This window comes from Microbacterium sp. Se5.02b (assembly GCF_019464375.1).
Lineage (GTDB): Bacteria > Actinomycetota > Actinomycetes > Actinomycetales > Microbacteriaceae > Microbacterium.
Genome location: NZ_CP080491.1, coordinates 127596 through 147960 on the forward strand (window position 1 = coordinate 127596; position 20365 = coordinate 147960).

Annotated in this window: 20 protein-coding genes and 2 pseudogenes; 7 read left to right on the plus strand and 15 right to left on the minus strand. The window is 67.7% G+C overall.

The genetic code is table 11. From position 1 onward, the window contains the following. Window positions 1-139 precede the first annotated feature (139 nt). The 5 genes from K1X59_RS00625 to K1X59_RS20515 all read right to left on the minus strand — a co-directional run bounded on the left by K1X59_RS00625 (window position 140) and on the right by K1X59_RS20515 (window position 4259). Entirely contained in the window at window positions 140-1309 is a 1170-nt protein-coding gene (locus K1X59_RS00625) for a S8/S53 family peptidase (RefSeq protein WP_258566989.1), read from the minus strand. A gap of 450 nt (window positions 1310-1759) precedes the next feature. Then, window positions 1760-2215, minus strand: coding sequence for a hypothetical protein (locus K1X59_RS00630; RefSeq protein WP_183151470.1), 456 nt, complete (start codon window positions 2213-2215; stop codon window positions 1760-1762). Next, on the minus strand, window positions 2212-2892 hold the full coding sequence (locus K1X59_RS00635; protein WP_244632288.1) for an RNA polymerase sigma factor: 681 nt from the start codon (window positions 2890-2892) through the stop codon (window positions 2212-2214). Before K1X59_RS00635 ends, K1X59_RS00630 begins: the two co-directional genes overlap by 4 nt. A 57-nt stretch (window positions 2893-2949) precedes the next feature. After that, window positions 2950-3948 carry an MFS transporter gene (locus tag K1X59_RS00640; RefSeq protein ID WP_244632289.1) on the minus strand — a complete coding sequence of 333 codons (999 nt, stop codon included), beginning with the start codon at window positions 3946-3948 and terminating at the stop codon, window positions 2950-2952. Further along, a complete protein-coding gene (locus K1X59_RS20515) occupies window positions 3945-4259 on the minus strand; it encodes a hypothetical protein (protein ID WP_244632290.1) in 315 nt (104 codons plus the stop codon). Before K1X59_RS20515 ends, K1X59_RS00640 begins: the two co-directional genes overlap by 4 nt. A gap of 74 nt (window positions 4260-4333) precedes the next feature. On the opposite strand from K1X59_RS20515, the gene K1X59_RS00645 reads away from it, so the two are divergent. Continuing rightward, a complete protein-coding gene (locus K1X59_RS00645) occupies window positions 4334-4924 on the plus strand; it encodes a helix-turn-helix domain-containing protein (RefSeq protein ID WP_220173828.1) in 591 nt (196 codons plus the stop codon). 5 nt (window positions 4925-4929) lie between these two features. Here K1X59_RS00645 and K1X59_RS00650 read toward each other — a convergent pair whose 3' ends face one another. The 7 genes from K1X59_RS00650 to K1X59_RS00680 form a co-directional block, all read right to left on the minus strand. Continuing rightward, a complete protein-coding gene (locus tag K1X59_RS00650) occupies window positions 4930-6045 on the minus strand; it encodes an aromatic acid exporter family protein (protein WP_258566990.1) in 1116 nt (371 codons plus the stop codon). Between the two features lie 153 nt (window positions 6046-6198). After that, the gene (locus tag K1X59_RS00655) at window positions 6199-6885 is read right to left on the minus strand and encodes a hypothetical protein (protein ID WP_183151471.1); all 687 of its coding nucleotides are present in this window, start codon (window positions 6883-6885) and stop codon (window positions 6199-6201) included. Beyond that, entirely contained in the window at window positions 6885-7799 is a 915-nt protein-coding gene (locus K1X59_RS00660) for an ABC transporter ATP-binding protein (protein WP_183151472.1), read from the minus strand. Before K1X59_RS00660 ends, K1X59_RS00655 begins: the two co-directional genes overlap by 1 nt. Next, window positions 7796-8185, minus strand: coding sequence for a GntR family transcriptional regulator (locus K1X59_RS00665; RefSeq protein WP_183151473.1), 390 nt, complete (start codon window positions 8183-8185; stop codon window positions 7796-7798). Before K1X59_RS00665 ends, K1X59_RS00660 begins: the two co-directional genes overlap by 4 nt. 222 nt (window positions 8186-8407) lie before the next feature. Next, complete coding sequence (locus tag K1X59_RS00670; protein ID WP_183151474.1) at window positions 8408-8926, minus strand: GbsR/MarR family transcriptional regulator; 519 nt, start codon at window positions 8924-8926, stop codon at window positions 8408-8410. A gap of 10 nt (window positions 8927-8936) precedes the next feature. Then, window positions 8937-10559 carry an ABC transporter permease gene (locus K1X59_RS00675; protein WP_183152718.1) on the minus strand — a complete coding sequence of 541 codons (1623 nt, stop codon included), beginning with the start codon at window positions 10557-10559 and terminating at the stop codon, window positions 8937-8939. Then, window positions 10559-11554: an ABC transporter ATP-binding protein gene (locus K1X59_RS00680; RefSeq protein WP_220173830.1), complete on the minus strand. Its 996-nt coding sequence runs from the start codon at window positions 11552-11554 to the stop codon at window positions 10559-10561. Before K1X59_RS00680 ends, K1X59_RS00675 begins: the two co-directional genes overlap by 1 nt. Window positions 11555-11644: 90 nt before the next feature. Between K1X59_RS00680 and K1X59_RS00685 the strand changes: the two genes are divergently transcribed. From K1X59_RS00685 to K1X59_RS00700, 4 genes and pseudogenes are all read left to right on the plus strand, one after another. Then, window positions 11645-12811, plus strand: coding sequence for a class I SAM-dependent methyltransferase (locus K1X59_RS00685; protein ID WP_258566991.1), 1167 nt, complete (start codon window positions 11645-11647; stop codon window positions 12809-12811). Between the two features lie 414 nt (window positions 12812-13225). Next, window positions 13226-14527 carry a glycine betaine/L-proline ABC transporter ATP-binding protein gene (locus K1X59_RS00690; RefSeq protein ID WP_183151477.1) on the plus strand — a complete coding sequence of 434 codons (1302 nt, stop codon included), beginning with the start codon at window positions 13226-13228 and terminating at the stop codon, window positions 14525-14527. Continuing rightward, window positions 14527-15428, plus strand: a pseudogene (locus K1X59_RS00695) (ABC transporter permease); the annotation flags it as partial. The gene K1X59_RS00690 and the pseudogene K1X59_RS00695, both read left to right, overlap by 1 nt. Before the next feature lie 149 nt (window positions 15429-15577). Next, window positions 15578-16486, plus strand: a complete 909-nt coding sequence (locus K1X59_RS00700) for a glycine betaine ABC transporter substrate-binding protein (protein ID WP_183151478.1) — start codon at window positions 15578-15580, stop codon at window positions 16484-16486. Between the two features lie 78 nt (window positions 16487-16564). Here the strand turns inward: K1X59_RS00700 and K1X59_RS00705 are convergent, their stop codons facing one another. Next, window positions 16565-16759: a hypothetical protein gene (locus tag K1X59_RS00705; RefSeq protein WP_202045455.1), complete on the minus strand. Its 195-nt coding sequence runs from the start codon at window positions 16757-16759 to the stop codon at window positions 16565-16567. Then, a complete protein-coding gene (locus tag K1X59_RS00710; RefSeq protein ID WP_183151479.1) occupies window positions 16756-17502 on the minus strand; it encodes a hypothetical protein in 747 nt (248 codons plus the stop codon). Before K1X59_RS00710 ends, K1X59_RS00705 begins: the two co-directional genes overlap by 4 nt. A 27-nt stretch (window positions 17503-17529) precedes the next feature. Here K1X59_RS00710 and K1X59_RS00715 point away from each other — a divergent pair. Then, window positions 17530-17835 (plus strand): annotated as a pseudogene (locus K1X59_RS00715) (glycine betaine ABC transporter substrate-binding protein); the annotation flags it as partial. Window positions 17836-17891: 56 nt separating this feature from the next. Here K1X59_RS00715 and K1X59_RS00720 read toward each other — a convergent pair. Continuing rightward, a complete protein-coding gene (locus tag K1X59_RS00720) occupies window positions 17892-19121 on the minus strand; it encodes an ATP-binding protein (protein WP_183151480.1) in 1230 nt (409 codons plus the stop codon). 187 nt (window positions 19122-19308) lie between these two features. Between K1X59_RS00720 and bsh the strand changes: the two genes are divergently transcribed. Further along, the gene (gene bsh, locus K1X59_RS00725) at window positions 19309-20286 is read left to right on the plus strand and encodes a choloylglycine hydrolase (protein ID WP_183151481.1); all 978 of its coding nucleotides are present in this window, start codon (window positions 19309-19311) and stop codon (window positions 20284-20286) included. Window positions 20287-20365 lie beyond the last annotated feature (79 nt).

Below are 20365 nucleotides of genomic sequence, written 5' to 3' on the forward strand. Positions count from 1 at the left end.
GAAGTGAGCACGTTCGTCGGGCGACAGGCCGTGTTCCCGTCCGACAACCGTGCAACCATCCGACAGGTGTCCCGGCAGGTGGGGACCGGCACCAGGACGAGCCGCCCGCATCGGTACGGACGGCTCGTCCCGGGGTGCGTCAGTCGGGATCGACCGGGGTCGGGAGCGACTTCACGACGGCGGCGACCGCCTTCGCCGCCGCAGCAGGGTCGATGCCCGAGACGGGCACCATGCCGAGCTGCGCGGCGATGCGTCCGGCGACGTACGGAGCCGCGAACGAGGTGCCGCTCCAGATCGCGAAGCCGCCGCGGTAGTCGTCGGGGTCGATCGTCTCGCGGCGGAGGCCGTCGACATCCGCCCGCGTCGCCGCCTGCGTTCCGCCGACGAACGCGGGCGAACAGCTCACGACTGCGGCGCCGGGCGCGTATGCCTGCACCCAGGGTCCGACGTTCGAGAAGAGCGCGACCGACCGCGCCGACGGGTTCAGTGCGCCGACCGAGACGAGCGGTGCGTCGTGGTCCGGCTGGATGCCGTTGTCGGCGCCCGGCCACGGCCACAGCGACGCCGGGAACGAGGGGCGGTCGATCGCGTCGTTCCCGGCGGAGCACACGACCACGCAGCCGAGTTCCCGCGCCTTGGCGAGCAGTCGATGCAGGGTGAGGCTGAAGAGTCCGTCGGTCGGCGTCTCGTGGTAGTAGCTCAGCGAGAGGTTGAGGACGTCGATCGGGAAGCCGGTCGACGGGTCGTCGCGGTGGCGGGTCAGCAGGGTGACGACCTGGGCGACGGTCTCGAGCAAGGTGCTCTCGTCGACCACCCCGAGTGCCCCGGCGACGCGGATCGAGAGGATGTCGGCATCCGGGGCGGCCTGCCGGATCAGTCCAGCGATGAAGGTGCCGTGCCCGGCCACGGCATCGATCTCGCCGTCCAGCTGTCCGTACAGATCAGGGTAGCGCTCGGGGTCGGCATCGTCGGTGAGCCCCACCGGCACCCCGTCGAGGTCGATGCTGCGGGTCACGATGTCGGCGGGCAGCCACGCGTGCTCGCCGCATCCCGTGTCGAGCACGGCGACGACCGGGCGTCGGCCGCGTTTCGGAGCGGGGCCTCGCGCCGGCGCGGGACCCAGCCAGGTCACCGGTTGCCTGGCGCCACGGCCCGGTTCGAGGTAGTCGTCGCTTCCGCCCGCACCCGCACCGCGCACCGGGTTCGTGCGCGTGAACGGATTGGTGCGTGTGAACGGGTTCGTGCGCGTGAAGGGGTTGAGCCCGACCGGGTCGATCGACAGCACATGGTCGAGGCTGGTGCGGGGCATGGTCGACCGCGACATGCGTCGCGCGCGCTGGAGCACGCGCCACGCATCCGGCGCGACGGGGACTCTCCGCGCACCGGCTCGTCGGGGTCCGCAGCCGCGCGCGGAGGAAGCCGGGGACTCCGGGCACCAGTTCGCCGTCCGGGGCCGCCACCGCGCTGTCCTCGACCTCGAGCTGCCACCCGAACGTGTCCGCCGCATCGCGCAGGGTCCGGACCTCACGGTCGAACGCCTCCTGGTCGCCGAGATTGCGCGTGATCAGCAGGCGCTCCGGCAGGTACGCGGTGGGGAAGGCGCGGATGCCGTCGACCGGTTCCGTGCTCGGATCGAGGGCCGTGCCTCGACGGATCGATCCTTCCGCGCGGTCCTGCCAGGTCCATCCCTTGGGCTGCTCCATCGGTCATCCTCTCGGTGCGGTCGCCTCACGGCGTCATCGACGGGCGGGGCCCGTTGTCACAGCTCGAACTGCGGGGTCGCGAGCGTACGCGGCTCGTCCCCGATCTTGGTCGTGAGTCGCACGCGGGTGAGGCCCGGCGGCACCTCGTCGAAGACGAAGCGCCCGGTCTCCTCCGGTGAGGTGCTCCTGGTCGTCTCGCCCTGCGTCAGGACGATCTCGGCGGCAGCGGTGTCGACCCAGCCGTCGACGCGACGGCGTCCCGATGAGGTCCGCGTCACGTGCAGGAGGATGCTGGTCGAGCCGTCGCTGAACTGGAGGGTGAGCGCATCGGCGTCGCCGCGCACGGACCCCAGCTGCCCCTCGACGAGCGTCAGGAGCGCATACTCCCGATTCAGGCCGTCGGCGGCGACGGCGGCGACCATGCGGTCGATGAGTGCAGCCGGCACGGGATCGACCTCGCTCCAGACCGTCCGGAGGCGTGCGAACATCTCGGCGTCGTCCTGGGTGCTCATGCCCATCCTCCTGCCGGCGCCGAAGGGGGTGCGTCGAGGAGTGCGCGAAGCTTGGACAGGCACCGGTTGCGGGTCGGTCCGATGCTCCCGACCGGCATCGCGAGATCGGCGGCCAGCCGGGCGTAGTCGGGGCGGTCCTCGAACGCGATGACGCGCAGGAGCCGCTGGCAGCGCTCGTTCAAGCGGCGGACCGCCGCCCACAGGCGTCTGTTGTCGTCCCCGAGGGTCGCGTGCTCCTCGGCGGATGCCTGCTCGGGGAGCAGCATGTCGAGGTCGTCCGACTCGGCGGTGTCGACCCGTCCGTGCGCCTTGGCGATCTTCCAGGCCTCGCGGCGGGCGGTCGTGGTGAGCCAGGCCGACACGGCCCGCCGATCGCTGATCGACCCGTGTCCGCGCACGAGCTGAAGCCACGTCGTCTGCACGACGTCTTCTGCGAGCGTGCGTTCGAGCCCGTACGCGCGCACCACGTGCCACAGCACGGGCGTCATCAGTCGTACGAGCTCGTCCATCGCGCGGCTGTCGCCCTCGTGCCATGCGCCGAACAGATCGGCGGCGCGCTCCCAGCGTGCGCGCCCGTCGTCCGAGGCAGGACCGAGAGCGGCGCCGGGTGCGCCGTCGATCATGAAGCCCATTGTGATCACACCTACCAGGAGCACGGCAAGAGCATCCTGATACATGTCCGGATCCAAGAATTCCGCGGGTGCTCGCGGTCGGTCGGATCCGACGTGAGGGAGTCAGTCGTTCTCGAACTGCTTCGCGTGCTCCGCCCAGCGCGATTCGACCGGAAGAGCGCGCAGCGCGCGGTTGCAGATGGCGAGCACGGCGGCGAGGATGCAGAGGGCCGCGCAGAGCAGAAGGGTCCCTTCGCGTCCGATCCAGGTGAGTCCGAACCCCGCGATGAGCGGAGCCAGGGGCATCGCCCCCATACCCAGGACGCCCATGGCGCTGTTGGCGCGACCGAGCAGGTGCGACGGCGTCGCGACCATGAAGTAGCCCATCATGCCGGCGTTGAGTGCCGGAAGCAGCAGCACCGACCCTCCGAGCACCACCCCGATCGCCCAGGGCTCTGAGACCACCGACAGCACCACCGCTCCGATCGAGACCACCGACAGGCCGAGGATCGCCAGGATGCCGGCCCTGATCCGCGGCACCAGGAGCGGTGCGAACAGGGCGCCGACGAGCATCACCGCGCCGAGCACCGCGCTGAGCGTGCCGATCAGGAGCTCGGAGTGTCCGTCCTGCTGCAGGGCGTAGATGACCGTGGTGATCGCGGCGTTGAAGCCGAGGTTGATGATGGTGATGATGAGCATCACGCCGCCGAGATCGCGGCGACCGAGCAGCCAACGGAACCCCTCCCGGAGCTCACGCCACGCGTCGGGCGCGACGGCCGCCGGGATGTCGGCCACGTGTTCGTCCTCGTCCTCGACCGCACCGGTGTCGACGACTCCCGCGCGTCGCGCCTGGCGCCCCAGCATCCATGCCGTCACGGCGGCGATCAGATGGCAGGCCGTCATCGCGACGCCCACGAGCCACCCGCCGACGCCCAGCAGGAGTCCGCCGAGCGGACCGCCGGCGAGCTGGAGTGCGGCGTCGCGTCCCTGGTTCGCCGCCTGCGCGCGTCCCATCGCATCGTCGGGGACGAGCTCTTTGATCGCGCTCTCGCCGGCGACGTCGAAGAGTCCGCTCCGCGCGGCGAGGAGGACGTCGATCACCAGCAGCGAGGCGAAGGTCATGGCATCGCCGAGGGCGAGCAGGGTGAAGCCCCGGCGAGCACGATGCCGATGAGCGAGCCGAGGAGCATCAGGGCGATGCGTCGATGCCGGTCGGCGAGGATGCCCCCCGCCAACGTGGTGAGCAGGCGTACGACCATGCCCGCGCCGCCGATGATGCCGGCCTGAGCCGGATCGTTCGTGACGATGAGGGCGAGGAGCGGGATCGCGAAACCGAAGAGCGCCGACGCGAGCCCCTTGCTGGTGTCGCTCACGAGCCAGGTGAGGTATCGGGTGTTGCGCCACAGGCGATGGGGCTCCGTCACGGTGGTCATGCGACGAGACTAGATGCGCAAGAACAATTGCGCAAGTGGAGTTGCGCAATTCTTCCTGCGGGTAGGATCGGCACATGACGGAGGACGGCCGGAAGGGCACGAGCGACGACCCGGTATGGATGACCTCGGCCATGCTCAAGGCCTACTCGCATCCGCTCCGGCGCCAGATGCTCCGACTGTTCTCCCGACGGGAGTTCCTCCGCGCCGCCGACATCGCCACGGAGCTCGGAGTGCCGGCCAACAGCGCCAGCTTCCACCTGCGCGCCCTCGCGGACGCGGGGCTCATCGAAGAGGCGGCCGACAAGGCGCGTGACCGTCGTGACCGCGTGTGGACCGGTCGCAAGGGGGCGCTCAACGTCGGCGGACCGGAGAGCCCGGTCGCCGATGAAGCGCTCGGAGTCGCGGTGGTCGCAGCGCTGGTCGAAGACCATCAGGAACTGCTCCGCCGCGTGCTGGCGTGGACGCCGGAGTACGTGGCCGGGCGCACGGCCGAGGTGCACGCCGCCTTCACGCAGCGCACGATCCGACTGACCGAGGCCGAATTCGACGAGGTGATGGTGCGGATCAACGACGTGCTGAGCGCCGCCGACGACGCCCACGACGACGCGGATCCCACCGGCCGCTATTGGCAGATGGACCTCGTCGCCGGCGACGACACCATCTGACCCGACTACTCGTCTTCGCCTGCCGGGGTCGACGGCGGTGAGCTGAGGATGAGGATGCGGCGCAGGTGCATCGCGATCAGCACGCCAGGACCCAGGGATCGCCGTGCATCGATCGTACGGTCGTCGACACGTTCGACGAGCAGCCGGATGGCACGTGCCGCCTCGCCTCGTCGCCGGTGCCCCGCCGGCGAGGAGGGGTCGTCGTCGGCGATCACCTCGGCGACCGCGTGGCAGGCTGCGGACAGCGGTTCCGGCAGGGCAGGGTCGAGGGCCAGCGCGCCCGGTCGGTCCCAGATGGTGTCGGCCGTGGCGTCCGAGATGTCTCTGATGAGGTGGGCGATCCGGTCGAGGCTCGCAAGCTCGTCGTGGATGTGGCCGGTCTCGGCACGGCGCCCCCGTGCACGCGGATTGCCGCGCCTGCTCTCGTCCGCGTCGGTGAGAGCCGTCCGCAGCGACATGGTCGTCTCGGCCAATGAGGCCGCATCGTCCACCCACTGCTCGTGCTCGGGCGGCCATGACTCCGACACCGCGTCGCCGATGTCGTGCAGGTGCGCGCTCAGTCGCGCCCGGAACGCCTCGATCCTCGCGGCCGCGACGGCGGTCAGCGGGGCGGGGGCGATCAGCAGGTTCACCACGAGTCCGACGACGACCCCGACCGCCATCTGCGTGAGGTAGCCCAGCGAATAGTCGTCGGCGTTCTGGCCGCCGATGATCAGCACGAACAGCGCAGCCATCGGCACGTATTCTCGTCCGACGCCGAACCAGCCCGTTCCCGAGACGAGAACGCCCAGCCCCACGACCAGGGGGATCGACCACCACGTCGGACCGACGGTGAGCACGATCAGCGTGGCGAGACCGATCCCGGCTGCGAGGCCGAGCAGCGTCTGCAGGCTCGACTTCGCCGAGCCCATCAGCGTGGGATACATGCTCACGAGGGCGCCGAGCGGAGCGTAATAGGGGTAGTCGTCGGTGACGCCCGGCATGTGCGGGGCGATCGCCCAGGCCAGCCCGACGGCGAGCATCGTCTTCGCCACCAGCAGCAGCCGCGCCGGGAGGACGGCCTCGTGCAGGGCGCGGGCGACACCCGAACGGCGAGCCTCGAGGCGGGGAGAGACCTTCACGCGCACCGAGCGTAGTCGCGGTCGCATTCGGCGGAAACCGGGTTGCCTGCGCCGAACCCGACCGCTAGAGAGCACGGGCGCGGCCGGCTCGGAACCGGATGCCGCGGCCGCACGGGGGTGCGGCCGCGGCATCGGCGGGTGATGCGGTGGGGGTCAGGGGATCGTCCGACGGAACGCGAGGAACGAGACGCCCGTGAAGATCGCCGTGAGCAGAAGGCCCCAGAGGGCGAGCCCGAGAGCACCCAGGTCCATGATCGCCGCGCCGACGTGATTCCACAGGTCGAGGCGCGTCGCCAGGAACACGAGTCCGATCAGCACCAGCGAGAGTCCGATGCTCACGATCATGAGCACGAGCTGGCCCCAGCTCTTGTAGATCGTCGCGCCGGTGAAGCCGAGCACGAAGAAGAACAGGGCGAGGGTGAAGTACACCACGAAGGCACCGAAGGGTCCGGCATCCCACAGCCACGGCAGGTAGAACACGTAGCCGTTCACGCCGTAGCCGTTCGTGGCGACCTCGATGCCGCCGCCGATCAGGAACAGGATGCCCATGAGCGCGCTGCCGAGGATCGCCGTCAGCAGCGTCCCGAAGAAGAACTCCCTGCGGGTGATGCTCATGGCCTGCGAGAACGGGAAGGTGAGCGTCATCGCCGACATGCCGACCGCGAAGAAGTACCACAGCGGAGCCTGACCGCCTCCGCCGTATTTGGGGGTGTCGACCGGGATCATCGCGTAGATGATGACCGAGATGACGACGGCTGCGGCGAGGATGATCAACGGATACCAGACGAACGTGCCCTTGTTGATCAGCTGCAGGCGGATGACGTTGAATGTGCGTCGCATCAGCGGGCCTCCTCTTTCGTCGCGGCGTCTCTGGTGGCGTGCGCGTCGGTCTTCTGCGTGAGTCGGACGACGAGCTGTTGGAGCGACACGGGCGCCAGATCGAGACCGGATGCCGTGATCTCCGCGCGCTCTTCCGCCGACACCGTGCCGAGGACCGTGACCGATGCCACCCGTCCGAGCGCCTCGCGGTGCAGCACCTCGCGGCCCTCGACCCAGGCGTCGACCTTGGCGGCGTCTCCGACGACCGTGACGGCACGGTCGCGGACGGCATCCGTGTCTTCGTTCAGGAGGATTTGGCCGTTGTCGATCACGATGACCTTCTCGATGAGGTTCGACACCTCGTCGATCAGGTGCGACGAGAGGATGACCGTGCGCGGGTGCTCGGCGTAGTCCTCGACGAGGCGGTCGTAGAAGATCTGGCGGGCGACCGCGTCGAGGCCGAGGTAGGGCTCGTCGAAGAAGGTGATCTCGGCGCGTGAGGCGAGCCCGATGATCACTCCGACGGCGGAGAGCTGACCGCGCGAGAGCTTCTTGATCGTCTGCTTCATCGGCAGCTGGAACTCGTCGATGAGGTCGTCGGCGAGTGCCTGGTCCCAGTTCGGGAAGAACAGGCTCGCGGCCTTGAACGCGTGCTTGGGGTACGCGTCGTCCGGGTACTTCTGGCTCTCTCGGACGAAGCAGATCCGGCTGAGGACGTGCGCGTTCTCGTATGGGTGCTCCCCGAACACCTTGATGGTGCCGGAGGACTCGAAGTTCTGGGCCGTGAGGATCGACATGAGTGTCGTCTTGCCGGCGCCGTTGCGGCCGAGGAGGCCGTAGATCGCGCCTCCTTCGATGGCGAGGGACACGTTGTCGAGCGCTCGCTTCTCCTTGTAGCGCTTGCTGAGGTTCTGCACCTCGATGACAGCGGTCATGCGGGGGTCTTCCCTTCTGTGTCGATGGTCTGTGCGGCGCGCTGCCTGAGCAGCGCCGCGAGGTCGTCGGCGCCGAGCCCGAGTGTGCGGGCCTCGGCGAGGAGCGGATCGATGTACCGGTCGGCGAACAGTGCGCGGCGCTCGCCGAGGAGCACCTCCCTCGCACCCTCGGCGACGAACATGCCGATGCCCCGGCGCTTGTACAGCACTCCCTTGTCGGTGAGCATGGCGACTCCCTTCGCTGCGGTGGCGGGATTGATCCGGTAGAACGCGGCCAGTTCGTTTGTGGAAGGAGCCTGGGTCTCCTCCGCGAGCGAGCGGTCGAGGATCGAGTCCTCGATCTGCTCGGCGATCTGGAGGAAGAGCGGCTTGCCTTCTTCGATCACGAGTCCTCCGGTTGGTTAGTGGGTTACTTACTCGACTAAGTAACCATGGAACCCGGACGCGTGTCAACCCCTGATCTCCCCCGGTCGTCAGCGGGCCGGGTGTCGGGAGGGCGAACGGACGGCGAGAGGAAACGAGCCGAACGGCCCGACATCCGTGCGATCGCCCGACAGGTGACCCGCGAGAGCACGAACCGGGGGCGGGACGGGGCCGAGGGGGAGGGGTCAGGCGTCGCGGCGGAGGTCGCGCCAGTCCTCGACGATCTGCAGCATCCGCACCGAGAGGAAGCGGAAGAACTCCGCGAGCTCCTCTGCGCGTTCGCGGGCGCCGTCGTCTTCGGACTGCTCGGCGGCGATGGCGTCGATGTACTCGGACAACCGCGAGTACACCGGCATGTTCCCCACGATGGACGCGTAGAACGGATCGTGCACGAACTCGTAGCGGTCACGACGGTCGCCAGGACGGGAGCGCCGCTGGATGAAGTGCAGCTGCTGCAGGTACCGCACCGCACCGGAGACGGCCGCGGCAGAGACGCCGAGCCGTTCGCCGAGCTGAGCGGCCGTGTACCCGCCCTCTGGCGCGGCGACCAGGGCCATCATCACCCGCGCCGGCATCCGCGCCATCCCCGCGGCGGTCATCATGGCGGCGGCCTGTTCGGCGGGCTCCACCCCGCGGTGGTCGGACGACGAGTCGAGGTCGTCTGCGGCGTCGATCACGTCGCGGTCGCTGCTGTCGTCTCGCATCTTCTCGTCCTCAGGCGCCGGACGCCAGCTCACGCCGTCGCATCAAGGTGAGGGCGGCGGCACCTCCCGAGGCGAGCGCCAGCACCAGCCACCACAGCCCGCGCACGTCGACACCACTCCCATCCACTACCGGAGTGACCGCGAACGGAGAGAGATTCGCGCTCCATTCCGGCAGGCCGAACAGCGGCCCGAACATCCCGAACATGGCGGCGAGCAGTACGAGACTCCAGGCGACCGCCGTCGTCGCACGGGGGATCAGTACGAACACCAGAGCCGTCAGCACCGCGAACACGGCCGCCGCGACCGCCTGCCCGAGTCCCGCGACCGCGACGATGCGGTACAGCGACTCGTCGCCGTCGTTCGACCACACGCCGATCCACCCCGCCAGCACCGCCGCGCCGACGACGATCAGCACTGCGACGACACCCACGACCACGAAGTCTGCGAGCCAGCGCACGCGTCCGACCGGGGCCGCGAGCACGGCCTCGGCGGTTCCGTGCGCCTCTTCCTGCCGTGCCCGGACGACGGTCTGCACGGCACAGCATGCGGCGAGGATGCCGAGCAGCGTGAAGAAGACCGTCACCACGACCTCGTCGAGGCCACCCGTCGCACCGCCGATCTTGGTCAGGATCTCGGCCACGGCCGGGTTCTCTCCCGAGATCTGGTCGACCAGACCGCCCAGGGTCGTGGCGAGGATGCCGGTGATCGCACCGCCGACCGCCCAGCCGATGATCGAGCCCGACGTGAGACGCCACACCAGGGCGTGCGGCGAAGCCAGAGCGGGTCGTGCCGACACCCGCCCGCGGCGCTCCGCCACGAAACTCGCGTCGATGTCACGCAGCGACTGCAGGGCGATGGACGCCGCGGCGAGCACGAGCCCGAACGCCAGCCCGAGCAGCATCGGCCAGGCGAGGTCGGCGTCGTAGGGGCGCGTCTGCTCGGCCCATCCGAATGGCGAGAGCCACGCCGGCCACGCGCTCACCATGCTCGTGAGGTCGTCGCTCGGGGTCCCTGCCGCATTGCCGATACCGCGGATCAGGAACGTCGCGACGAGCACCCATACCGTGAGGGAGTTCGCCCCGCGCGAGGTGCGCATGAGCTGTGCCGCGAGCAGCCCGATCCCCAGGAAGGCGATACCGCACGCACCCGCTGCGGCGCCGGAGAGGAGCGACCCTGCCGCCGGAAGGCCGGTTGCGAGCAGGGCGAGAGCGGTGAGCGCGGCGAGGACGACGTTCGCGACGAGGCCGTGCACGAGGGTCGCGACGGTCGGCAGTCGGCGACCGGCGGGGGTGGCCCACACGAGTTCGGCACGACCCGCCTCCTCGTCTCCGCGGGTGTGGCGCACGGCGAGGAAGGTGCTCATGAGTGCGGCGAGCAGCGCCAGCCACGGCAGCACCTCGAACGCCAGGAACGCGCCCTCCGAGGTGCCGGATGGCAGTCCGCGGAACATCAGGATCACGGGGTTCGCCAGGGCCGCGGCGAGGATGTTCTGCCGGTCGGCGAGCGTGGAGTACGACTGGGTGACCCCGGCGTACCCGGCGAAGGCCATCAGTGCGGTGCCGACGACCCACAGCATCAGCTGCAGTCGGTCTCGCCGCAGTCTCTGCCGCAGGAGGATGCCGAATGCGGTCATCACGCGCGACCCTTCAGGGCGCGACGCTCGCGGCGGGTGGCGGGTTCCGCGTCATCCGTCCCGCCGTCTTCCGCGGCTTCGAGTGTCGTCGCGAGGTCGTCGCCGTAGTGGCGCAGGAAGAGTTCTTCGAGCGAGGGTGGGGCGACGCGCAGGTCGGTGATGCCGAGGGCGGCGAGCGCGGGGAGCACTGTGGCAGTGCGGTCGCTGTCGACGGCGAGGCGGATGCGGTCGCCCTGCTGCTCGGGGTCGTGCACGTCGGCGATGCGGGCGACCTGCTCGAGGGTGGCTCCGGCGGGGGTGAACGACACGTCGCTGCGCGTGAGGTGTCGCAGCTCCGTGAGCGTGCCGGATTCGACGATGCGGCCGGCGCGGATGATCGACACCCGGTCGCACAACTGCTCGACCTCGCTCATGATGTGGCTCGACAGCAGCACGGTCGCGCCGTTCGCGTGTGCACGGGCCACTTCGCGCTGGAAGATGACCGCCATCAGGGGATCGAGGCCGCTGGTGGGCTCGTCGAGGATGTAGAGGTCGGCGGGAACGGCGAACGCCGCGATCAGGGCGACCTTCTGCCGGTTGCCCTTCGAGTACGCGCGGCCCTTCTTGCGCGGATCGAACTGGAACGCGTCCATCAGTCGCTTCTTCTCGTGCTGGTAGGTGGCGTCTTTCGTGCGAGCGCCGCGCAGCCGGGCGAGCAGGTCGACGGCCTCACCTCCGGACAGGTTCGGCCAGACGCTGACGTCGCCGGGGACGTAGGCGATGCGTCGGTGCAGGTCGACGGCATGGCTCCAGGGGTCTTCGCCGAAGACGGTCGCCTCGCCCGAGGTGCGGCGTGCGAGACCGAGGAGGATGCGGATCGTGGTCGACTTGCCCGCGCCGTTCGGGCCGAGGAAACCGTGGACCTGACCGGGCTCGACGATGAGGTCGAGCCCGTCGAGGGCGTGGACATGCCCGTAGTGCTTGGTGAGATCCTGGGTGGAGATGACGGTGGTCATGCGCGGGAGCGTACGCCCGATTCACAAAGTTGTGAATCGGGAAAAAACAACGCATGCGAAATCCTTACGGCGCCCGCGTACAGTGGGCTGGTGCCGGAGTTCCCCTACAGCCGCCTGCGCCGCTGGCCCGACGTCGAGGCGGAGAATCTCCAGGCGTATGACGCCACCGATCTGCTGCTCGTCGAACGGGCGCTCGCGTTCGACGTCGCAGGCGCCGAGACCGTGGTGATCGGCGACGAGTACGGCGCGATCACTCTGGCGCTCACGGCCGCGGAGCGAAGCGGTATCCGTGTGCATCAGGACCTCGCGACAGGGCGTCGTGCTCTCGCGCGCAACGCCGACGAGCTCGGACTGTCCGGCTTTCACTCCCATGAGCTCGACGCGGACCTGCTCTCCGCGGCGCGCCTCGTGCTGCTGCAGTTGCCGAAGTCGCTCGCGGAACTCGAGGAGATCGCCGATGCCGTGAGCCGCTGGGCAGCTCCCGACGTGGTGCTCGTCGCGGGAGGGCGGGTGAAGCACATGACCCTCGCACAGAATGACGTGCTCGGGCGCAGCTTCGCGAATGTCCAGGCACAGCGCGCTGAGCGGAAGTCGCGGTTGATCGTCGCCTCCGACCCGCGCCCGGCGCCCGCCGAGCCGCCGTTTCCGGTGACCGCACGGCACGATGGGCTGACTCTGGTCGCGCACGGGGGCGCCTTCGCCGGCGTCCGTCTCGACATCGGCACGCGGGTGCTGCTCGAGGTGCTCGGTCTCGGTGGTTCACAACTCCTCGAGAACGGGCCGGAGAACGGCGGTTCTTCCGGAGTTGTGAACGGCGACCAGGCGAGCCGCGTGCTCGACCTCGGCTGCGGCACCGGTGCGCTCGCCGTCTCATACGCGCTCGCGCACCCCGAGGCGCAGGTCACCGCGACCGATCGCTCGGCGGCTGCGGTGGCCTCCGCCCGGGCGACGGCGGAAGCCAACGGGGTCGCCGACCGCGTCTCGGTCACACACGACGATGCGGCATCCGAGATCCCGGACGCGAGCGTGGACGTCGTGCTCCTGAATCCGCCGTTCCACCTCGGCACGAGTGTGCACACGGGAGCCGCGACGCGCCTGTTCGAGGCTGCCGCGCGTGTTCTCCGCCCCGGTGGAGAGCTCTTCACGGTCTACAACTCGTCGCTCGCTTACCGCCCGGAACTGACCCGCCTGATCGGTCCGACCGAACAGCTGCACCGCACCCCGAAGTTCACGGTGTCGCGGAGCACCCGGCACTGACGCTCCCTCTCGGGGGGTCAGGAAACGCCGCATGTGCGCGCTCGCGCGCGGCGTGTCTTGACCCCTTGCCTGGTGGGTGCGTGAGGGGGCGAGAGCGAGGCGAGGGGAAGGAGACCAATTCCCCGGTCAGCCGCGGAAACTCGAGTATGTTCGACGGCCAGGATTTGCCCCTGATCGGCCATTTCGTTACGTTGGAACGTGGGCCTGACGGCCCGAAGACCAGTCCGCGACCACGTCCTTCTTTCGATGAGCTGTGCTGCGAAGAGGCGTGGACGTACGGTCGATGCTCTATCGCGGTGGATCCGAAATCCGCCGTCCGTGCCGCCACAGCAGACATGTCGAACGGCCTCGAGAGCGTCACCCGGACGTGACCGAAGCAGGCTCAGCCACCCGAAGGCGAGCCGCAGGGGAAACGTGTCCGAAATCGCTCTCGAAGCGCGCAATCTGTACAAGGTGTTCGGCAAGAACCCGAGCACCGCCGTCCGCCGATTGAAGGCCGGTGAGAGCCGAGCCGCCGTCGCGGATGCCGGTACCGCCGCGGTCATCGACGCCAGCTTCACCGTGAACCGCGGGGAGATCTTCGTCATCATGGGGTTGTCCGGATCGGGCAAGTCCACCATCATCCGCATGCTCAACGGGCTGCACGAGGTCACCTCGGGCACCGTCACCGTGAACGGCGACCCCATCACCGGCATCCCGTCGTCGCGGCTCCGCGAGATCCGTCGCGACCGCATCTCGATGGTGTTCCAGCACTTCGCGCTGCTGCCGCACCGCTCTGTCGCCGCGAACGTCGCCTATCCGCTCGAGCTCAAGGGCACGCCCAAGGCGGAGCGTCTGGCGAAGGCGGAGGAGATCCTCGCACTGGTCGGCCTCGAGGGGCAGGGCGACAAGCTCCCCTCCGAGCTCTCCGGCGGCATGCAGCAGCGCGTCGGCATCGCCCGTGCGCTCGCGGCCGACAGCGACATCCTGCTGATGGACGAGGCGTTCAGCGCACTCGACCCCCTGATCCGTCGGGAGATGCAGGAGCAGCTGCTCGAACTGCAGCAGAAGCTCCAGAAGACGATCGTGTTCATCACGCACGACCTCAACGAAGCCATGTTCCTCGGTGACCGCATCGCCGTGATGCGCGACGGCCGTATCGTGCAGATCGGCACGCCGGAGGACATCCTGATGGATCCGGCCAACGACTACGTCGAGCAGTTCGTGCAGGACGTCGACCGCGCCCGCGTGCTCACCGCGGCGAACGTGATGGAGCGCCCGCGCCCCGTCGTGCCGCACACCGCAGGTCCCCGCACGGCCCTCCGCCAGATGCGCGACGCGTACATGTCGGCCACCTACGTGGTCGGGCGCGACCGCCAGCTCGTGGGCGTGGTGACCGACCGCGACGCGGTCAAGCTCGTGCGCAACGGCGCGACCACCCTCGACTCGATCCTCAAGCCCGTGCTGCAGAGCGTGCGTGAGGACGAGGTGCTGATGAACCTGTTCGTCCCCGCCGTCGAGTCGCCGCTTCCGCTCGCTGTCACGGATGCCGACGGTCGCCTGGTGGGCGTGATCCCGCGCGTGACGCTGCTGGCCGCCCTGGGCCCCGGTCCCGGTGCGACCGAGGAGATCACGCTGCCGCTCATGCCGATGCCGCAGGCCGAGATCGATGCGGTGCTGGATGACGGGTGGACGGCCGACCCGGCCGACGCCTCGACCACGGAGGAGGTGCGCTGATGGACGGCTTCCGCATCCCCGTCGGAACCTGGATCGAGTCTGTCGTCGACTGGGTCAAGGACAACCTCGACGGTCTGCTCGACGTGATCTCGTTCGTGATGAGCTTCCTCGTCGACGGACTCACATCCCTCCTGCTGGCGCCGAGCTTCGCGGTCATCATCGTGATCGCCGCGCTCATCGCCTGGCTCGTGCGCTCGTGGCAGCTCGCGATCGGAACGGTCGTGTCGTTCGGGCTGATCGTCGGGATGGACCTGTGGGTCCCCGCGATGCAGACCCTGGCGCTCGTGCTCGTCGCCGCCATCATCGCGGTGCTGATCGCCGTGCCGCTGGGCATCTGGTCGGCGCGCAACGCGACCGTGCGCGCGGTGCTGAAGCCGGTGCTCGACTTCATGCAGACGATGCCGGCCTTCGTGTACCTGATCCCCGCGATCGTGTTCTTCGGCATCGGCGTGGTGCCCGGACTCGTCGCCACCGTGATCTTCGCGCTGCCTCCGGGGTGCGACTGACCGAGCTCGGCATCCGTGGCGTCGACTCCGAGACGGTCGAGGCCGGACAGGCGTTCGGCGCCAAGCCGGGACAGATCCTGCGCGGCATCCAGCTGCCGCTCGCGATGCCGACCATCATGGCCGGTGTCAACCAGGTCATCATGCTCGCGCTGTCCATGGCGGTCATCGCCGGGATGGCGGGTGCAGACGGCCTCGGGAAGATGGTGGTCGAGGCGATCTCGACGATCAACATCCCCAAGGGCGTCGAGGCCGGCCTCGGCGTCGTGCTGATCGCCGTCTTCCTCGACCGCGTCACCGCGGCACTGGGAGCGCCGGGCGAGAACCGCTCGTCGCTGCTCGGCATGATCGAGCGTCGCCGCACGCCGCGCGGCGGTGGTGGTGGAGCAGCATCCGCCCCCACCCCGAGGTCATCGAGCAGCAGGATGCCGCGAGCGAAGCGGAGCGGGTCAAGGCCTCGCCGCGTCGCGCACCCATCGGCGGCGGCGTGCACTGAGAGCTTCACCCCTACGGAACAACACCCATACGGAACCGAGAGAGAAATCACATGAAGAAGAAGATCCTGGCACTCACCGCACTCGGCGCCGCAGCAGCGCTCACCCTCGCCGGTTGCAGCAGCGACGGCGCCGGTGGCACGGGCGGCGGCGACAGCAGCGCCGAAGACAAGGGCACGATCACCCTGGGCTTCCTGCCCTCGTGGACCGACGGCCTGAGCACGGCGTACCTGCTGCAGGACCAGCTCGAGAAGATCGGCTACACGGTCGAGATGAAGACGCTCACCGAGGCGGGCCCGCTGTACACCGGTCTCGCGCAGGGTGATGTCGACATGTACCCCTCGGCCTGGCCCGAGCTCACCCACGCCGAGTACATGAAGACGTACGGCGACGACATCGAAGACCTCGGCGCATACTACGAGAACGCCAAGCTGACGCTCGCGGTGCCGGAGTACTCCGACCTGACCTCGATCGAGGATCTCGTGGGCAAGGGCGCCGACTTCGACGGCAAGATCTACGGCATCGAGCCGGGCGCGGGTCTCACGGCTCAGACGCAGAAGATGATGCCGGAGTACGGGCTCGACAGCGAGTACGAACTCGTCACCTCGTCGACCGCGGCTATGCTCACCGAGCTGAAGACCGCGACCGACAAGCAGGAGGACATCGTCGTCACGCTGTGGCGTCCGTTCTGGGCCAACGACGCCTTCCCCGTGAAGGACCTCGAAGACCCGAAGGGCGCGATGGGCGAGGCCGAGGGCCTGCACTTCCTCGGTCACAAGGGTTTCGCGGAGGAGTTCCCCGAGGCGGCCGAGCTGATCGAGCAGATCAAGCTCGACGACGAGCAGTACGGCGCGCTCGAGGACCTCGTGGTCAACGAATTCGGCGAGGGCAAGGAAGCGGATGCCGTCGACGAGTGGCTGAAGCAGTACGGTGACCAGTTCGACTGGACCGTCACCAGCTGACGGGCGGACGTCTCCCCGATGGGCGGAGTGTTCCTTACGGAGCCTCCGCCCATCGGCGTGTTCCCGCCCTAGGACGAGTTACTGTGGGGGATCGCCCCGCCGCTTGTTCTTGTCGGGGTACCACGTGCGGGTGATGAACGTCACGACGATGACCGCGACAGCTCCCCCGATGTTCCACCACGTGATGGGGTTCCCAGAGAACAGGGGGACCACAAGGATGAACAACGCGATCAGCGAGTTGATCACGAGCCTGCTCGCAAAGGATTCCATCATCGCCTGCAATTCACGGTCGTCGCGTTGATCGATGTCCACCCGATGGGCGGGTTGGACAACGCAAGCCAAGGGTAGTTGATCACCACACACTTTCCCGCGGTGTTCGCCCGGTTGATCGGGTCGATGAGTGCGAAATAAGCCAGGGCGATCGCCGCACCACATCCCAGCGCAGCGGGCCCGGGAAGCGCTCCACAGGCCACGCCGGCGAGTACTCCTGCCCCCTGATTGTTCGCGATCACGGAGGCTGCCTTCTTTGTCTCGGCACGCGTGAGTTGTACGTAGTATCCCCACCACTCTGTACCGAGATCAGGGTCAGCAGTTACGGGAAAAACAGTGTCCGCATCGATGGCGACCGTTTGGATAAGGGTTGTGCCTTCTATGCGGAACGATGTCGGGATGGAATCACCGTTTGCGTCGACAGCCCACGGTGCCCGAAACCCGCCGGTGGCGACTCCAGCGCCATCGGAGATGACCACGGATCCGTCGTCAAAGAGAGCGGCTTGTCCGCCCACGGGCAGATTGAGGGGGAAGCGATACTCACTCGGGGCGGATGCGTCCGGAATCTGGATGAGGGTCTGCACCCCGTCGTCTGTTGCGTAGCTGCTGATGAGTGTTGAATCGTGATTTGTGCTCAGCAGGGCGGGGCCGGTCGCAGAGAGCAAGACCTCCGGGACTTGGGATACGTCCACAACCGATTCTGTAATTTCGCCAGGCATTTGGATGCTGACGTCAATGTCCTCCACCGCTAACGTCTGAGATTCCGGATCGACGATGACGTCGTCGTCACGCTGTGGCGTCCGTTCTGGGCCAACGACGCCTTCCCCGTGAAGGACCTCGAAGACCCGAAGGGCGCGATGGGCGAGGCCGAGGGCCCGCACTTCCTCGGTCACAAGGGTTTCGCGGAGGAGTTCCCCGAGGCGGCCGAGCTGATCGAGCAGATCAAGCTCGACGACGAGCAGTACGGCGCGCTCGAGGACCTCGTGGTCAACGAATTCGGCGAGGGCAAGGAAGCGGATGCCGTCGACGAGTGGCTGAAGCAGTACGGTGACCAGTTCGACTGGACCGTCACCAGCTGACACCGCTCCACCTTCACGAAGGAGGGTCTCCCGCACCGGGGGCCCTCCTTCGTCGTTCATCCGTCCGTCGTCGCCTTGCGGTTTCTTTTCTGCAGTTCAGGAACGACCAGCGTGGGCACGGCTCGCTTCATGAACTTGTCAAAGTCCGGGACGGTGAATGCAGCGTATCCATGCTCTGGTGTGTAGAGGAGACCCATGTCGATCAATTCGGCCCTCGTTGGCCCGAGTTGGGTGGATTCTCGGCCCATAACCCTCGCCACTTCGGAAGCCTTCTGAGGCTCGGGTCCGAGTTCCGCCATGGCCCGCATGTAGGCGGTCTGCAGGGGAGTCGCGCGGTCGAGCCTGACTCGGAAAAAGGAGCTGTCGAGCTTTGCTTCGTAGCCTTCCTGAGCAGTCTCTACGTCCAACCGCGTGATCGGTGACTGTTCCGCGATCTCCCACACCTGGAACCCGAGCTCCTGGATGAAGTACGGGTACCCCTGGGAAATCTCGAGCGCGAGCGCCACGGCGTCGCTCTCAAAGTCCACCCCTTCGGCTCGAGCTGGTTCGATGAGCGCCTGGCGCGCGTCCTCGTCCTCCAGAGAGTCGATCTTGGGGAACTGGAACAGCCGCTCGGCGTACGATTTCGCGTCGCCCGCGAGCTCTGCGATCTGGGGTAGGCCCGCGCCCACGAAGGTGATGGGCAATTTTCGTTGCACTGTCTTGTGGACGGCCTGAATGAGAGCTTCGAGCTGCTTCGGGCTGAGGAACTGGACCTCGTCGATCAGTATGGCGATGCCCCGTTCGCGCTCCTGAGCAATCTCGCCGATGGCGACCAGCACATCGGTTAGGTCCATGGCCAGGTCACCGTGGTCGGCCAGGCCCTCTTCGGGTTCGATGTCCCATGACAGCGACCACGCGCCCTGCTGATCGACGGACAGCGCGAACGACGAAACGACGGCTGCAGCACGTCGCGCTCGATCAGTCCACTTCACGCGGGGCGAGAGACGCAGAAGCGCGGCCTTGAGCAACGAGGCCATCGATTGGCGGAAACGAGTGTCATCATGCTTGCTCGCCTCGATCTCGAGAACCTCCCAATGCTCGCCTCGGGCGATGTCTCCGAATTCGTTGAGGAGAACGGTCTTCCCGACTCCTCGAAGGCCGGTGATGATCATGGACTGGTGCGTCCTCCCCCGCGCGAGCCGCCGCAGAAGGGTGGTGAATGCTTGCGTCTGCTCATCTCGACCGACGACGATGTCGGGCGATGCGCCGGCGTTCGGTGTGTAAGGGTTGAGCACGCTGTCCATGTGTGGTCCTTAGGTTTCTTACCATGCTTTATGAAGACTGAATAAAGCTAGATAATCAGCCTAACAGGAGGGGTCTCCCGCACCGGGGCCCTCCTTCGTCGTTCCCACCCCCTTCTGCTCCGAAGGGGAACATGGAAGCATGGCCCCCACTCGCGGACCTGACCGGGCCCCGGAACGGGAGAGAACCATGTGCACAGGACTGAGCTTCACCACCGCCGACCATTATTTCGGGAGGAATCTCGATCTGGAGTTCTCGTATCACGAGACGGTCACCGTCACCCCGAGGAACTTCGTGTTCCCGTTCCGGCGCCTCCCGTCGCTGACGACGCATCACGCGATCATCGGCATCGCGACGATCGCGGACGGCTATCCGCTGTATTACGACGCGGCGAACGAGCGAGGCCTCGGCATGGCCGGACTCAACTTCCCGGAGAACGCGTACTACCCGCCGGAGGGTTCGGGGGGAACCGAGATCACTCCGTTCGAGTTCATCCCGTGGGTGCTCGGGCAGTTCGAGACCGTCGCGCAGGTGAAAGACGCGCTGCGTTCGGTGAGCCTGGTCGACATCGACTTCAGCGCCGAGTTCCCCCTGTCTCCGCTGCACTGGATCATCGCCGACAAGACCGCGTCGATCACGGTGGAGAGCGTGCGCGGAGGACTCAAGGTGTACGACAACCCGTGGGGCGTGCTCACGAACAACCCCACGTTCGACATCCAGAGCTTCCGGCTGAACGACTTCTCGCACCTGTCGAACCGGCAGCCGGAGAACACGTTCGCGCCCGAGGTTCCCCTCGACCTCTACAGTCGCGGCATGGGCGGGATCGGGCTGCCAGGGGACCTCTCGTCGTCGTCGCGCTTCGTGAAGGCCGTGTTCACGCGCATGAACTCCGTGTGCGGCACCTCGGAGTCGGAGTCGATCAGCCAGTTCTTCCAGATCCTCGGCTCCGTCGCCCAGCAGCGCGGGTGCGTGCAGGTCGGCGACGAGGAGAAGTACGAGATCACGATCTACTCCTCGTGCTGCAACACCGACAAGGGCATCTACTACTACACGACGTACGAGAACAGTCAGATCACCGGGGTGGACATGCACCGGGAAGACCTCGATGCCGCCGACCTCGTCGCGTACCCCCTCGTCACCGGGCAGCAGATCGCGATGCAGAACTGACCCCGAGCTCCGCAGAACCACCTTCAGGCGCGCCTGCGCGTGGGCAGGCTACACTCTGTCATGAAGGTAGGTATTATTT

Bases quoted from the DNA above. Each gene is read 5' to 3' on its own strand.
- K1X59_RS00625 (WP_258566989.1), bottom strand. From the start codon at position 1,309: ATGCCCCGCACCAGCCTCGACCATGTGCTGTCGATCGACCCGGTCGGG.
- K1X59_RS00630 (WP_183151470.1), bottom strand. From the start codon at position 2,215: ATGAGCACCCAGGACGACGCCGAGATGTTCGCACGCCTCCGGACGGTC.
- K1X59_RS00635 (WP_244632288.1), bottom strand. From the start codon at position 2,892: ATGTATCAGGATGCTCTTGCCGTGCTCCTGGTAGGTGTGATCACAATG.
- K1X59_RS00640 (WP_244632289.1), bottom strand. From the start codon at position 3,948: ATGACCTTCGCCTCGCTGCTGGTGATCGACGTCCTCCTCGCCGCGCGG.
- K1X59_RS20515 (WP_244632290.1), bottom strand. From the start codon at position 4,259: ATGACCACCGTGACGGAGCCCCATCGCCTGTGGCGCAACACCCGATAC.
- K1X59_RS00645 (WP_220173828.1), top strand. From the start codon at position 4,334: ATGACGGAGGACGGCCGGAAGGGCACGAGCGACGACCCGGTATGGATG.
- K1X59_RS00655 (WP_183151471.1), bottom strand. From the start codon at position 6,885: ATGCGACGCACATTCAACGTCATCCGCCTGCAGCTGATCAACAAGGGC.
- K1X59_RS00660 (WP_183151472.1), bottom strand. From the start codon at position 7,799: ATGACCGCTGTCATCGAGGTGCAGAACCTCAGCAAGCGCTACAAGGAG.
- K1X59_RS00670 (WP_183151474.1), bottom strand. From the start codon at position 8,926: ATGCGAGACGACAGCAGCGACCGCGACGTGATCGACGCCGCAGACGAC.
- K1X59_RS00675 (WP_183152718.1), bottom strand. From the start codon at position 10,559: ATGACCGCATTCGGCATCCTCCTGCGGCAGAGACTGCGGCGAGACCGA.
- K1X59_RS00680 (WP_220173830.1), bottom strand. From the start codon at position 11,554: ATGACCACCGTCATCTCCACCCAGGATCTCACCAAGCACTACGGGCAT.
- K1X59_RS00700 (WP_183151478.1), top strand. From the start codon at position 15,578: ATGAAGAAGAAGATCCTGGCACTCACCGCACTCGGCGCCGCAGCAGCG.
- K1X59_RS00705 (WP_202045455.1), bottom strand. From the start codon at position 16,759: ATGATGGAATCCTTTGCGAGCAGGCTCGTGATCAACTCGCTGATCGCG.
- K1X59_RS00720 (WP_183151480.1), bottom strand. From the start codon at position 19,121: ATGGACAGCGTGCTCAACCCTTACACACCGAACGCCGGCGCATCGCCC.
- bsh (WP_183151481.1), top strand. From the start codon at position 19,309: ATGTGCACAGGACTGAGCTTCACCACCGCCGACCATTATTTCGGGAGG.